The following is a 13,636-nucleotide window of genomic DNA, read 5'->3' as shown; positions in this document are numbered from 1 at the left end:
AGGAATAACAAAATGGCAAACAATTTAGCAATCGGTTTAGTGATTGGTGCAAGTTTAGCGGGCAATTTCAAAAGCACTTTTGCAGGTGTCAATGGCACGTTAGACAAGCTCGGTCAAGCCGTTGCCAAAAATCAGCAAATTCATTCCAAATTTTCTACCGAACTGAACGCACTCCGCACCAAGCAAGCAACACTCTATGCCGAAATGAGCCGCGCCAGTTCTAAAGGCGGTGTCGGGCTTGCCTTGATGAAAACCGAATATGACAAGCTCGGTAGAGCAATTAGCCAAGTCAGCCGTCAGCAACGTGAATTTGGCAAAGAATTAAACCGTTCTTTACATGCTCAACGAAAGCTACAAGGGGCGCTTTCAGGTTATGAAAATGCCAAAAATAAACGCGATGAATTAAAAGGTAAAGCACTCGGTACGCTGGCTTACGCTGCGATTGGAACAAGTGTAATGAAAACCTTTATGGAGCAGGAAGAAGCGGCAAATAACCTGAAAATTTCAATGATGAAAGCTGATGGTACATTCGGAAAATTCAATGAAATAGGCAAAATTGCTGACCAACTCGGCACAGATTTACCAGGTACAAGAGAAGATTTCTACAAGCTTGCCAAAGCAATGAAAATGCAAGGGGTAACTGATGAAACCTTGATTAACGGTGGCTTAAAAACATCGGCAAAACTTAATGTTCTGTTAGATATGGATCAAATGCAAGGCGGTGAGTTCTTTTCTAAAATGATGGAATCACACGGCTTATCTGAAGCAGAATTGGGTGCGTCCGCTGATGACTTGCAACGAGCAATGTTTGCCGCAGGTATGAATAAGGAAGATATGTATGGGGCGATGACCTACTACGCTTCTAATATTCGTTCAATGAAATTAACAGGGCGAGAAAATTCGCAAAAACTTTTTGCTATTGAAGGTTTAGCTGCACAACAAGGCTTAGAAGGCACCTCATTCGGGACAAACTTTTCCACAATGCTTGACCGAATGAGTAAAGGTCCGCAAATGATCGCCGAAGCCAAAAAAGGAATGAAAGCCAACGCTCGGGATATTTTAGAGAAAAGTGGGCTTGAGTTTAATTTCTGGGATAAAAAAGGCAATTTCAAAGGCATTGACGGAATGGTCAAAGAGCTTGAGAAACTGCAAAAAATTAGGGCGAAATTTGGCGACCAAGCAGCACAAGATGTAGCTGACGCAATGTTTGGTACTGAAGGTAAGCGCGTTGCTTTGTTATTAGGAGAAAAAGGCACGGCGGGTTTGCAGGATTTCTTGCAGAAAATGAAAGACCAAGCTAGCCTTGAAGAACGTGTTGCCCAAAAAACGAAGACACTTGGCTCCGCTCTGGAAAGCTTAGGGGGCGCGTGGGAAAGTGCGGTCGGCAATGTAGGTTCTGTGTTTGCTGATGATATTAAAGGTTTCGCAAAAAGTTTGCAGGAAGCAGTGGAATGGTTTACGCCGTTTATATCTCAACATAAAGAAGCTGCTAAGTTTGTACTGGGCTTGGTAACAGGTTTTGTCGCCTTGCGTGGGGTGTTGCAAGTAGGATCATTTGCTATTCAAACCGTAACAATGGCAATGGATGCGTTAAAAATCGCCACAATGACTAACCCTATCGGGCTAATTATTGGTGGTATTGCATTGGGGGCATTCCTTATTTACCAATACTGGGAGCCGATTTCTGCGTGGTTTAGTGAAAAATGGGCGGCAGTGTCAGGTATTTTCTCATCAGCTTGGAACGGTATTAGTAATTATTGCTCGGAAGTGTGGGCAAATATAAGCAACTTTTTCGATTCAGGCATCGGCAACATTACTGCCACTATTCTCAATTGGTCGCCACTTGGCTTATTCCAGCAAGTTTTCTCTACCGTGCTTTCTTGGTTCGGGATTGATGTACCAAGCAAGTTTACCGACTTCGGCAAGAATATGATCGATGGCTTAGTAAACGGTATCAAAAACGCTTGGGAAGGCGCGAAGCAGATTGTGTCCGACTTAGGCGACGGCATTAAGGGCTGGTTTGCGGAAAAGTTAGGTATTCACTCGCCAAGCCGTGTTTTTAAGGGCTACGGGGTAAACGTGGTGGAAGGCTTGGCAATTGGGATGGATAAAGCTCAGCCGTTAGCTCAAAAAGCCAGTGATAACTTATCTGATGCAGTGAGTTTTGATGGCGCGGCCAAAGGTAGCTTACTTGCTAACTATCAACCACTAAATAGAAACGCTGTTACCAATAGTGAAGGCCATCAAGGCGGCATTGTGGTGCATTTTAGCCCTCAAATTACCGTAACCGGTAATGCGTCACAAAGCGTAACCGACCAGTTACAAAGCGCATTAAAAATGGGGGCGTATGAGTTTGAGCAATTACTCAATCGCGTGTTAGACCAACGACAACGGGGGGCTTACTAATGGAAAATTATGCACTTTTAGGCAATATTGCCTTTGATTTACTCTCTGCCCCAACGGGTTTTGACGAAAGCCGTTCTGCAGTATTTGCTGAACACGAGGTGCTTTCGGGCAAACCGAAATTGCAAGCCATGGGCATGGCATTAACGGATGTCACATTACAGTTACAACTACATCATCAACTTGCGCCCGTAGAAAGTCGCTATCAAGCCTTACTCACAGCGCAAGAAAGCCAAGAGGCTTTGGCATTGGTCTTTGGTTTCTCTAAATTCAAAGGACATTTTGTCATTACAGACGTTACCAGTACGGTATTATTCACTGATGGGAAAGGCAATGCACTTGCCCGTGACGTGAGCTTAACCCTTCGGGAATTTGTCGGCAACCCACAAGCAGGGATTTTAGGTGCGGCATTATCGTTAGCCGGTAATTCGCCACTTGCCTCCATTGTGCCAAAGGGCTTAAGTAATTTTGTTAGTCAAGCCAATCAACTAATGAGCAAAGGCATTGCTGTGGCACGTCAGGTTAAGCAAGTGGTGGCAGATGTCAAAAGTGCGGTCGAAAGTGTGAAGCATTTAAAAGATAACCCTCTGGCAGCCCTGTCTGAAATCAGTGGCATTGTGAATACCTTAGGTGGTTCTTTCGGCGGTTTGGCTGAAATGGTAGGCTTAGGTAATGCATTTGCTACGCTGACGGAAGGAGTTCGTGGTGCTGCGGGATTTATGCAAGATTTAACCACGCTTTCAGGACATTTAAATACCGCTTACAGCCTATTTAAATCAGGCATCAAGGGCGATGAGTTGAGAGAATGGTTCGATTTAGGTGTAAAAGCGATTGAATCGGCTGACGTGGTCTCGGAATCTCTTGCAAAAAATTCAGCAAAAATGACCGCTTGGATCGCCATTCGTGCTGACAGCGGGGAGGACAACGATGAGTAATGCCATTATTTTACACACGGTTAAGCAGGGCGAGCGTTGGGATAACCTTGCCTATCATTATTATGGCACGGTCAACGAAATCAACCGCTTGATTGATGCCAATCCGCATATCCCCTTTTGTGAAATGTTGCCAATGGGCGAAACTTTAAAAGTGCCTGTGCTAGAGGTGAAAACCACCGACAACAGTGATTTGCCGCCGTGGTTGCAAGGAGATAACTAATGCAAGTGCAATCCCAATCCCCTGACTTTGAATTGCTGTATGAAGCCAAACAAATTACCCAATATGTGAAGCCGAATTTGTTGCGACTCACTTATACCGACTATCTCTCTGACCAGTCGGACGAATTACAAGTGGAATTTGAAGATATTGAACGCAAATGGGTCGGCAGTTGGTTTCCCACTCAAGGCGATAAATTAAGTTTGCAACTAGGTTACAAAGGCGAGCCGTTAGTGAATTTAGGTAGTTTTGAGCTGGACGAAATCGAATGGCAATGGTCGCCTAATAGTGGTTCTGCCGTTGCGCTTAAAGCCTTAAGCACAGGTGTCACCAAAGCCAACCGAACACTTAAGCCGAAATCTTATGAAAACACCACGCTGGCAAATATCGTCAAAACCGTAGCAAAGCGGTTGAAACTCAAGGTAACAGGCACGGTAGCAGATATTCCGATTCAGCGTGCTACCCAATACCAAGAACGGGACGTGGAATTTTTAACTCGGCTGGCGCACGAATACCACTACAGCTTTAAAATTGTCAATCAAACGCTGGTTTTCACCACTATGGCAAGCCTTGAGGAACGCACGCCCGTTGCGGTGATTGATTATAGTGAGGTAAAAAATTTACGCTTGCGCGACCGCATTAAAGACACGGTTTCAAAAGTAGAAGTCTCAGGCTTTAACCAGAATGAGAAAAAGGCGTTGAAATCGACCAAAAAGCACAAGACAAAGCGCCCCACGAAAAAACAAGCGGCAGCCAGCAGTGCTGATACCTTAAAAATAGTGACCCGTGGTGAAAGCCAAGCACAAATGAACGCCCGAGCCGATGCCGCACTTGCCGAAAATGATGACCAACAAGCGGGCAATATTACCGTGATTGGCAACCCAAAACTGGTCGCCGGCAATACCATTTGGCTGACGAATGTCGGTATGTTTAGCGGTAAATACTTAATCAAGCAGGCATGCCACACGGTGGACAAACGGCAAGGCTACACCACCGACCTTGAAATCAAAATGATTGAATTTAGTGAGGAATTACCAAAAGATGAGAAAGCAGCAACCCACGCATAATTTTGGTGCAACTTATCAGGAAGGTATTGTCAGCCAAGTTGATCCGAAAACACACCGTATCAAAGCAACCATTCCTGCTCTTGAGGATTTTGAAACGGCGTGGCTGGCTTACCTTGTCCCCAACGCAGGCGGCAATCAATTTTACTGCCTGCCTGATCTCGGTGAGTTGGTGGCAATTTTGCTCGATGCACGCGGTGAAAGCGGTTGTGTTTTAGGGGCAATTTACAATGCAATTGACCCTGTGCCTGTTACAAATAGTGAAATGTGGTTACATAAATTCAGTAACGGGACTGAAATTTCTCACAACCGTAAAACAGGTGATGTCGTGGTAAAAACCTCAGGTACGGTAACGGTTACTGCAGGCAAGGCGGTGGTGAATGCCGAAACCGAAATCAATGGCGACACCACCATCAATGGCAAATTACATGCTAGTGGCAACATTACCTCAAGCAAAGAGGTGTCTGCGCCAAGTGTTAAACAAGGTTCTGTTTCACTTGGTTCTCATGTTCATAGTGGCGTCCAAGGTGGTCGAGACACTTCCGGTAAACCCCAGTAATTCTTTAAATTAGTTTAAAATCCCTCTCCATTCATAGCCGTTACACTCACGGCTATGAAAACTGCTATTCAACATACCCACTGGCAATTAGCCCCCACTGATGTCGCTACCATTCAAGGCGAAGATGATTTACATCAGTGCATTCTGAATATTCTGTCCACCCGAAAAGGCAGTGATGTGCTTCGTCCTGATTTTGGTTCCGACCATTTCGATTATATCGACCAACCTGAAGATATTGCGATTCCGAATATCGTGCGCGAAGTTTTTACAGCGATTGATAAATGGGAAAAGCGTGTCGTGGTGCAAGAAGTCATTATTACCGGCGAAGCTCCTGAATTTCATTTTTCGGTGAAATGGTGCGTGGCTGAAGATGTTGCACGTCAAATTTATGCAACGGAGTATCAACTATGATTGCAAACCGTGAAGAAATTCAAATTGTTGAAGAAGATGTGGCAAAAATCCTTGCTGATTGCATTGCCCAATATGAAGAGCGCACAGGCAAAACCTTGCAACCTGCTCATATTGAACGGCTAATTATTAACTTATATGCCTACCGTGAATTATTGATGCGCAAAGGGATTAACGAGGCTTTTCGCCAAACCTTTCCGCAAACCGCTACAGGGCAAGCCTTGGATTTATGCGGTGAGCAAATGGGCTGTATTCGCCTTGCCGCGCAACCGGCTGAAACCACCTTACGTTTTCGGGTGGAAGAAACCGAACACGATGAAATCGTCATTCCTGCTGGCACGATGGTGCGCGCCACAGAAACGCTTTACTTCTCAACCAAAACGGAAACGGTGATATCAAAATTCGCCAGCTTTGTTGATGTGGTGGCAGTGGCCAATCTTACAGGTGAAGCAGGCAATGGTTGGGAGGCTGGACGGGTGAAAACGCTCGAAAGTCAGATTGATTATCAAGGCACACTCACGGTCAGCAACATTGATGTAACTGACGGTGGTGTCGCAGAAGAAAGTGATGATGATTACCGTAAACGCATTTTACTTGCGCCCGAAGCGTTTACTGTCTGTGGTACGTTTGAAGCCTATAACTACCACACACGTAGCGTGACGCCATTTATCAATGACGTTGCCGTACAACGCCCCAAAGCCGGCACAGTAGAAATGACAGTGTTAACCAAACGTGGCGTACCTCAACCGCTCTTAATTGACAAAATCAAAGCCTATTTAAGTGGCGATAAACGACGACCTCTTAATGATACTGTGATTGTCTCGCCCGCGAAAAAAGTCAGTTACAACATCGTGGCAAATCTTGAGCTTTACACCTCAGCCAATGCCACCGAAACCAAAAGTCGTGCTTTGAAGGCGATTCAAGAGTTGCTGGCAAAAGATCCCTTTACCTTGGGCGTGGATATTGTGCCACTGACCATTGCAGCAACGCTGAAAGTGTCGGGTGTGTATAACGTGGAAATTGTTGAACCACATTTGACTGAAGTATTGGAAAACGAATGGGCGGTGTGTGAAAGCATTACCTTAAACGTGGTGGGAGAATCTCATGGCTAAGCTGATTTACGCTGACATTATTCGCCAAGATGTGAAATTCACCACGTTGGCAGATTTAGCTAATCGGCTCGACCAACTAGACAAATCGCAAATTATGACCTCGCTGATTGATTTGCTTGATGAAAAATATATCGAACTGGTGGCAGAAAAATGGAGTGTGACAGGTTATGACGGTTATTTGTTAGCTGATGATATTAAGTCAAAACGCACTTTGATTAGTTCGGCAGTAAAACTACATAAGCATAAAGGCACACCTTGGGCGGTGAAAGAAATTTGCAAAAAACTAGGTCTAGGTAATGTAGAAATCATTGAACGTCTTGCTAAGCAATATCACGAGGGGGCAATTACTCGTAATGGCATCTATTTCCATGGAGATGATAACCGTTGGGCACAATATCGTATTCTGCTTAATGACGTGATTACTTATGCTGAAGCTAAATTTGCTCGTCAAACAATTGAACGATTTGCTCCAGCTCGCAGTGAACTTGTCGCACTTGATTTTAGAAAATACGCTTTTTTACACAACAATACATTAACTCGCAACGGCACTTATAGTCGTGGTGCGGCATAAGAGAGGATAAAATGACGACTTTAACAAAAGACGATTTTTTACCAGAACAACCCGTTTGGGAAGATGGCGTTTATATGCTGAAAGAAACCGACCCTGTACTTGGTGGTCCAACAGGTGTTGATAATTTACCCTTAAAACATTTAGCAAATCGTACGCTATTCTTAAAAGGCGAAATGGAGAAGGTTGGTGAGCAAAATAAAAATGCTTTCATAGAACTTACTAAAGCCGATGGCTTCCGTTTTGTTGGTCAAGCCGAAAGTATCGAACAACTCCGCACTATCCGCCCAACTGAACATGGTCAGCGTATTTTAGTTAAATCCTACTACGCAGGCGGCACAACAGGTGGTGGAGAGTTTGTTGCGGATTTACAAGACCTAATTACACCTGATGACGGTGGCACTTGTTTTGTTGTTGAGCATAATGGAGGCCGCTGGAAAAGATTATATACATCATTGTGCGATCATGATTTTGGTTTAATAGGCGATGGTCGAGATGAGACAACTAGATTACAAGCAGCACTGCAGGCTGCGGTGGGTAAGTCATTAAAACTATCCAGAGGACGGAAATATGGTATCCAAACTATTACCATACCACAAGATACCAATTTAAAAGCTAATCACTCGGAATTTCGGAAGTTATCCGCTAGTCAGGATTATGGTATTACTATATACGGTAATACACAAATTAGTCATTTACGCTTTAGCTCTCCTGGGTCAGCGATTGATAGAGCCATCCGTATCTCAGGCAGTAGACTGGATATTAAGGATCTATCGGTTACATCAGATAGACCTGGCTCAGATTATGGTTTACATATCCAGTCTTTGGCATTAGATACACCATTAACTGAGCTACATTTACAACATGTTACTATCAAAAATTATGATGCTGCGATGCCTATTTTCAATGTTAACCAGTCATTTTTTGGCAATATCAAAGTTGACACGTATCGGACAGGCGTTTATTTAAGGGATGTTGCAGATTGTGTATTTAATTTCGCGAATATCTCGACAAAATCTCCTAACGCTCAAGGAGCACCAGGACAAAATGGATTACTTATTGAAAGTACTTTAAATGCCTATTCTTGTCGCAATCTCCATTTTATTCATTGGCGCGTTTCTGATGCCGCTGAACATAGCTACAGATTAGGAGGACAATTAGGCATTCGTGATGTGACATTCACCGATTGTATATCCGAGCGATCAGGTAACCATGGAGGGCGCTCTAGTGGTGGATGCGGTTTTAAAGTTTTAGGCGCAACCTCACGCGTGAGTCGTCATAAAAATATCAAATTCATTGGCTGTCACGTGCAAGACGTTAATGTGGCATCGGGATTAGATAACTTCAGCGCATATTTACTGGCGTTAGTTGATGGTGTTGTCCTAGAGGGTTGTTCAGTTAACAAGGTTGTTAATGCTGACTATTCTTGCATTGATGGTATCCAAATTGATGGTGCAACGGATGTTGTGCTAAATGGCAATAATGTACAAGATGCCAACAGACAATCAATCCGCTGTGTGGCTAGCACTTATGCGGGCCAACCAGGTCAGGATGGTATTATTGATGGGCTAAATGTGATTGGTGGTCTCTATCAAGCTAAGCACAAAAATAATGCTCCTATTGTGTTTCTAGATGTGAATCCATCTGCTGCCTCAGCTGGGTCAATTTCAAACGTTAGTTTTAAAGGGGTTAGTCTACGTGGAGGGATGGCAGCTGTTCGCAGCAACGATCGTATTACTTATAATAACATTTTTATGGATTTTGACTATGATAATGGGTTGAATAGTGGAGCAACCCCAGTTATTCCTGGTAAAGGTGATATTTTTTATCGTGCTAATCTTCCATGGATTGGATACACGCCAACTGCCAAAAATGGCTCTATTATTATTGACACCCTGACGGGGGCAGTCAGATTGCGTAAGAACGATAGTTGGGTAATTATTTAGAGAGGTAAATATGTACATTGTATTCAACCAATATGGCCATGCCGAATATAATCAACAAGATAAACCAAGCTACTTACCGACAGGTTTTTATGCTCTTGAGAGTGAGTTACATGATGATACGCCATTTGCGTGGTCAGATGGGCAAGCAGTATATCAAAGTTCCGAACCCCCTCCGAATGAGTATTATCATTTGAGCAATGGACATTGGGTGCTGGAACAATCAGATGAAGCCGACCTATTACACGCAAGAAAAAATGAGTTAATTACTTTAATTGCACATAAAGCCGATCAATTAAATGCAAGCTTGTTAACTGGTTATCCGCAAACGGAAATTGATAGTTTTTATCGTCAAGAGCAAGAGGCTCTATCCTGGCGCCTCGATAAATCTGCAAAAACTCCAATGCTCACTCAAATATCAAAAATTCGAGGCGTACCGTTTGATATATTGGCCCAAAAGGTACTTGAAAAATCAGACCAGCTTGCAGCGGTAATTGGTGAGATTATTGGTCAGCGACAAAAATTCGAAGATGCTTTAATAGCTGCTACTACGATTGAACAGGTCGAACAGCTTACCAAGGAGATTGCGCAGTGGTCTATTTAGCGATGTACAAAGCCCGTGGCAACTGGGTGGATAAAATTATCCGCTTGTTTACGGGTAAACCTTACAGCCATTGCGAGGTGGCAATCAAAACAGGAGCGAACGTTTACCAATGCTATTCATCAAGCCCTCGTGATGGTGGTGTACGTGTAAAAACTATGCATCTGCCTGCGGATAAGTGGGATTTAATCCCAGTGCACACATATTCAGACATTGTGGACTTTTTTCAGCGTACCGGTGGCAAAAAATACGATTTTATCGGGGCAATTGGTTGCGTGTTACCGTTTAAGCAAAAGCCAAGTCGATATTATTGTAGTGAGTGGTGTTATGAGGCAATTTTTGGCGTAGCACCGAAAAAGGCGTTAAGCCCGAATAAACTAGCTGAGTTGATAAAAGGAGGGTTTACCTCGCACAAAGTTTAAAAAGAAAAGACGGCGATAATAACGGCACGGCAATGCGCGTTATTACCAGCTACGCAGAACATGCCTGCATATAGCCATACGCCGCCTACCTTGCGCAAGGCGGGCGGATTGTAACAAATCTTTTAATTATGGAGAATATATGCAGTCAATTAAAACAATCCGTTGCACATTTTGTAACAAATTATTGGCGAAAGTGGGTACAGTTGGTTATTTAGAAATCAAATGCCCACGCTGCAAAGTAATTAACTTTACTAAATAATTTTATTTGAGTGTCGGAATACCTTGAGTATCAGAACGCCATAGAAGGAAAAACTATGGCAAACAAAAAAACTTTTAAACAAGCCCCACTACCGTTTATCGGGCAAAAAAGAATGTTTTTGAAACATTTTCAGAATATTCTTAATGAACACATCAAAGATGATGGAGAGGGCTGGATAATTATTGACGCCTTCGGTGGTTCAGGATTATTGAGTCATGTAGCCAAAGCAATTAAGCCAAAAGCTCGTGTCATCTACAATGATTTTGATGGTTACTCCGAAAGGTTAGCCCATATAGGTGACATCAATACCTTACGTTCACAACTTTTTACCGCAGTCGGCAGTGCTGTACCTAAAAACAAGCGAATGCCAAAGGAAGTAAAAGCAAAATGTGTCAAAATTATTCAAGAGTTTGACGGCTACAAATATTTGAATTGTTTAGCAAGCTGGTTATTATTTAGCGGTCAGCAAGTAGCTACAACCGATGAGTTATTCCAGAATGATTTTTGGAATTGTATCCGTCAGTCCGATTACCCCAAGGCAGATTGCTATTTGGACGATATTGAAATTATTCGTGAATCATTCCACACTCTACTACCGAAATTTTCCGGCAATCGCAAAGCATTGTTTGTATTAGATCCACCTTATCTTTGCACCAAACAAGAAAGCTATAAACAAGCTACTTATTTCGATTTAATAGACTTCTTACGATTAGTCAATATTACAAGACCACCTTATATTTTCTTCAGTTCAACGAAATCTGAATTTATTCGATTTATTGAGTATATGCAGAAAGATAAAGTAGATAATTGGCAGTCATTTGACGGAGCGAAAAGAATTGTAGTGAATGGATCAGCGAGCTATTCAGGAAAATATGAGGATAATTTAGTTTATAAATTTTAGAAAATGTAACATCATTACATAATGTGAAAAAAGCGAGAGAAATAATTTATCTCGCTTTTTTATTGCAGTTATGTTGCGCGGGTTTATTAGGATGAGTATAAATGTCGTCAATGAAAATATTTACTGATTAGGTGTAATTAGTAGAAATAAATATAAAAAAAGAGACTCCTTGTTTTAAAAGTAGTCTCTTGGTGTTTTAGGTTTATTTTATAATATTGATATATGAAACTTAGAATGGTTGTTTACATATATCTATAAAATGTAAATAAAAAATATATTTTAAATCAATTACTTATCAAGAATATTTAAATTTAAAAATGAATTTGTAAATATAAACAGTAATTTGCATCTTTTTTACACTCTATATTAACACTTTTATTTGTTGCTATTTTATACTTAAAATTGCAAAAATGTGAAGAATTTTATACACTCTTTTAGACTGAATAACAGCTTCTATTGACCTTATGAGATACCATCAAACCTTAATTTTAAGCTTCATTTCTTCAGCGATAGCAACTACTACTTTCGCTAATACGCTTGATACTCAATTAAGCAATGTTGATGCTGCCCAGCAACAACGCCAGCAACAACATCAACAGGCACAGGCCGAACAATTACAAGCTCAGCCCGATATTCGTTTCGATACCTCTTCCTCTGAATCACTTTTACTCTCTTATACTGAATCACCCTGCTATCCTATTTATCAAATCACGCTAACCGATTACGGCTCTTCTATCCCGCGAAGTCAATTCCAATGGGCTTTTGATAAAGCGGCTCAAACATTGAGGCTTACGCTACCACATTGTTTTGGTGGTGAAGGTTTAGGTGTTTTGATGAAGCAAATTCAAAATGAAATTATCGGCCGTGGTTATGTGACAACTCGTGTAGTGACCGAAGAACAAGATTTACGCGGTGGAAAATTAGTTTTAACGGTCATTCCGGGCAAAGTGCGTAATATGATTGTGGCTGACAGCGGTAATGTTCCTCGTTTTACCCGCTTGAATGCGTTGACAGGATTAACATTTGATACAGGTGACTTACTCAATATCCGAGATATTGAACAATCCCTTGAAAATTTAAAACGTGTGCCAACCGTTGAGGCAAATATTGAAATTTTGCCTAGTGAAAGTGATAAAGCGGAAGTGGGCGACAGTGATTTAAAAATCAGTTACAACCAAGCGTTTCCATTTCGCCTAAATTTAGGACTGGATGATGCCGGTTCTACTTCAACTGGAAAATGGCAAGCCAGTGGTACACTCTCCATAGACAATATTTTCTCGGCAAACGACCTCTTCTATATAACTTTTACCCACTCACTTAAACAAAAAGGTGATGATAGAGGCCGTCGAGCCAGTAAAAATTTCATGCTTTACTATTCCGTACCATTCGGCTACTGGAACTTAGCCTTTTCACATAATCAGAGCCGATATTATCAAGAAGTCTTTGGGGCGTTTGATAACAGTTACATCTACGCAGGCGAAAGTGATACAGACAAACTCACGCTCTCCTATCTACTCTATCGAGATGCAAAACGTAAAACGATTGTTTCGGGCTCTCTATGGTCTCGTCAATCACAAAACTATATTGACGGTGCAGAAATTGAGGTGCAAAAACGCCGAATGGCAGGTTGGGAAGCTGGATTTAATCATAAAGAATATTTCCCGACAGCCACATTTGAACTTTCGGCAAATTTCAAACGGGGAACCGCTGCTCGAGGTGCGTTATCTGCACCAGAAGAGCTATTTGGTGAAGGTACCTCTCGCCCTAAAATTATTACGGCAAGTGTGAGCTTAACAAAACTATTTCAATGGGGTAATCAAGCTTGGCAGTGGCAAAGTAGTTTGAATGCCCAATGGAATAAAACCCCACTGATTGCTCAAGATCGTTTTTCGATTGGTGGACGTTATACCGTGCGCGGTTTTGACGGTGAACTTTCCCTTTCAGGTGAACGTGGCTGGAACTGGCGAAACGAGCTGAGTTGGCAATTTAGCCCAAACCACGCTTTTTATTGGGCAGTGGATGGTGGCCGAGTATCCGGCTGGTCTACGGAAAATCAACTAGGGCATCATCTAATGGGGACTGCGATTGGATTACGAGGTGGTATAAAAGGGGTTAGCTACGATGTATTTATGGGAAGATTGATGCGTAAACCAGAAGGATTTAGAACCTCTGATGCTGTTGCAGGTTTTAGTCTTGGTTATAGTTTTTAATTGAGTTTTTCGGGCAAAGTTAATTTTGGCAAAA

14 protein-coding genes are annotated in these 13,636 nt (G+C 42.3%); all 14 read left to right on the top strand.

The features are described 5' to 3' along the window. The first annotated feature begins 12 nt into the window (after window positions 1–12). The 14 genes from HSP_RS0102630 to HSP_RS0102565 all read left to right on the top strand — a co-directional run bounded on the left by HSP_RS0102630 (window position 13) and on the right by HSP_RS0102565 (window position 13,602). Entirely contained in the window at window positions 13–2,406 is a 2,394-nt protein-coding gene (locus HSP_RS0102630; protein ID WP_007525068.1) for a phage tail tape measure protein, read from the top strand. Further along, window positions 2,406–3,338 carry a phage tail protein gene (locus HSP_RS0102625; RefSeq protein WP_007525311.1) on the top strand — a complete coding sequence of 311 codons (933 nt, stop codon included), beginning with the start codon at window positions 2,406–2,408 and terminating at the stop codon, window positions 3,336–3,338. The genes HSP_RS0102630 and HSP_RS0102625 overlap by 1 nt, the downstream gene beginning before the upstream one ends. After that, window positions 3,331–3,558: a tail protein X gene (locus tag HSP_RS0102620; protein ID WP_005625313.1), complete on the top strand. Its 228-nt coding sequence runs from the start codon at window positions 3,331–3,333 to the stop codon at window positions 3,556–3,558. Before HSP_RS0102625 ends, HSP_RS0102620 begins: the two co-directional genes overlap by 8 nt. Then, window positions 3,558–4,622, top strand: a complete 1,065-nt coding sequence (locus tag HSP_RS0102615; RefSeq protein WP_010128341.1) for a phage late control D family protein — start codon at window positions 3,558–3,560, stop codon at window positions 4,620–4,622. The genes HSP_RS0102620 and HSP_RS0102615 overlap by 1 nt, the downstream gene beginning before the upstream one ends. Beyond that, window positions 4,597–5,178 (top strand): phage baseplate assembly protein V, encoded by a 582-nt coding sequence (locus tag HSP_RS0102610; RefSeq protein WP_007525290.1) that lies wholly within the window; start codon window positions 4,597–4,599, stop codon window positions 5,176–5,178. Before HSP_RS0102615 ends, HSP_RS0102610 begins: the two co-directional genes overlap by 26 nt. Before the next feature lie 54 nt (window positions 5,179–5,232). Further along, window positions 5,233–5,589: a GPW/gp25 family protein gene (locus HSP_RS0102605; RefSeq protein WP_007524299.1), complete on the top strand. Its 357-nt coding sequence runs from the start codon at window positions 5,233–5,235 to the stop codon at window positions 5,587–5,589. Continuing rightward, window positions 5,586–6,698, top strand: a complete 1,113-nt coding sequence (locus tag HSP_RS0102600; protein WP_007524065.1) for a baseplate assembly protein — start codon at window positions 5,586–5,588, stop codon at window positions 6,696–6,698. Before HSP_RS0102605 ends, HSP_RS0102600 begins: the two co-directional genes overlap by 4 nt. Further along, window positions 6,691–7,269, top strand: a complete 579-nt coding sequence (locus HSP_RS0102595; RefSeq protein ID WP_007525255.1) for a phage tail protein — start codon at window positions 6,691–6,693, stop codon at window positions 7,267–7,269. Before HSP_RS0102600 ends, HSP_RS0102595 begins: the two co-directional genes overlap by 8 nt. A gap of 11 nt (window positions 7,270–7,280) precedes the next feature. Further along, window positions 7,281–9,212, top strand: a complete 1,932-nt coding sequence (locus HSP_RS0102590) for a hypothetical protein (protein ID WP_007525413.1) — start codon at window positions 7,281–7,283, stop codon at window positions 9,210–9,212. A 10-nt stretch (window positions 9,213–9,222) separates the two neighbouring features. Beyond that, window positions 9,223–9,813: a hypothetical protein gene (locus HSP_RS0102585; protein ID WP_007523972.1), complete on the top strand. Its 591-nt coding sequence runs from the start codon at window positions 9,223–9,225 to the stop codon at window positions 9,811–9,813. Then, the gene (locus tag HSP_RS0102580) at window positions 9,801–10,232 is read left to right on the top strand and encodes a hypothetical protein (RefSeq protein WP_007524252.1); all 432 of its coding nucleotides are present in this window, start codon (window positions 9,801–9,803) and stop codon (window positions 10,230–10,232) included. The genes HSP_RS0102585 and HSP_RS0102580 overlap by 13 nt, the downstream gene beginning before the upstream one ends. A gap of 139 nt (window positions 10,233–10,371) precedes the next feature. After that, complete coding sequence (locus HSP_RS11620) at window positions 10,372–10,491, top strand: Com family DNA-binding transcriptional regulator (RefSeq protein ID WP_005693545.1); 120 nt, start codon at window positions 10,372–10,374, stop codon at window positions 10,489–10,491. 55 nt (window positions 10,492–10,546) lie between these two features. Continuing rightward, entirely contained in the window at window positions 10,547–11,392 is an 846-nt protein-coding gene (locus HSP_RS0102570) for a hypothetical protein (protein WP_007524448.1), read from the top strand. A 464-nt stretch (window positions 11,393–11,856) separates the two neighbouring features. Then, entirely contained in the window at window positions 11,857–13,602 is a 1,746-nt protein-coding gene (locus HSP_RS0102565) for a ShlB/FhaC/HecB family hemolysin secretion/activation protein (RefSeq protein WP_007525251.1), read from the top strand. Window positions 13,603–13,636 lie beyond the last annotated feature (34 nt).

Source organism: Haemophilus sputorum CCUG 13788, assembly GCF_000238795.1.
Classification (GTDB): domain Bacteria; phylum Pseudomonadota; class Gammaproteobacteria; order Enterobacterales; family Pasteurellaceae; genus Haemophilus_A; species Haemophilus_A sputorum.
The sequence above is the reverse complement of the archived record's forward strand: the minus strand, read 5'-3'. Positions and strand labels throughout refer to the sequence as shown.

Coding starts and splice junctions, on each gene's coding strand:
- HSP_RS0102630 (WP_007525068.1), top strand. CDS start 13: ATGGCAAACAATTTAGCAATCGGTTTAGTGATTGGTGCAAGTTTAGCG.
- HSP_RS0102605 (WP_007524299.1), top strand. CDS start 5,233: ATGAAAACTGCTATTCAACATACCCACTGGCAATTAGCCCCCACTGAT.
- HSP_RS0102570 (WP_007524448.1), top strand. CDS start 10,547: ATGGCAAACAAAAAAACTTTTAAACAAGCCCCACTACCGTTTATCGGG.
- HSP_RS0102585 (WP_007523972.1), top strand. CDS start 9,223: ATGTACATTGTATTCAACCAATATGGCCATGCCGAATATAATCAACAA.
- HSP_RS0102610 (WP_007525290.1), top strand. CDS start 4,597: ATGAGAAAGCAGCAACCCACGCATAATTTTGGTGCAACTTATCAGGAA.
- HSP_RS0102590 (WP_007525413.1), top strand. CDS start 7,281: ATGACGACTTTAACAAAAGACGATTTTTTACCAGAACAACCCGTTTGG.
- HSP_RS0102600 (WP_007524065.1), top strand. CDS start 5,586: ATGATTGCAAACCGTGAAGAAATTCAAATTGTTGAAGAAGATGTGGCA.
- HSP_RS0102615 (WP_010128341.1), top strand. CDS start 3,558: ATGCAAGTGCAATCCCAATCCCCTGACTTTGAATTGCTGTATGAAGCC.
- HSP_RS0102625 (WP_007525311.1), top strand. CDS start 2,406: ATGGAAAATTATGCACTTTTAGGCAATATTGCCTTTGATTTACTCTCT.
- HSP_RS0102595 (WP_007525255.1), top strand. CDS start 6,691: ATGGCTAAGCTGATTTACGCTGACATTATTCGCCAAGATGTGAAATTC.
- HSP_RS11620 (WP_005693545.1), top strand. CDS start 10,372: ATGCAGTCAATTAAAACAATCCGTTGCACATTTTGTAACAAATTATTG.
- HSP_RS0102620 (WP_005625313.1), top strand. CDS start 3,331: ATGAGTAATGCCATTATTTTACACACGGTTAAGCAGGGCGAGCGTTGG.
- HSP_RS0102565 (WP_007525251.1), top strand. CDS start 11,857: ATGAGATACCATCAAACCTTAATTTTAAGCTTCATTTCTTCAGCGATA.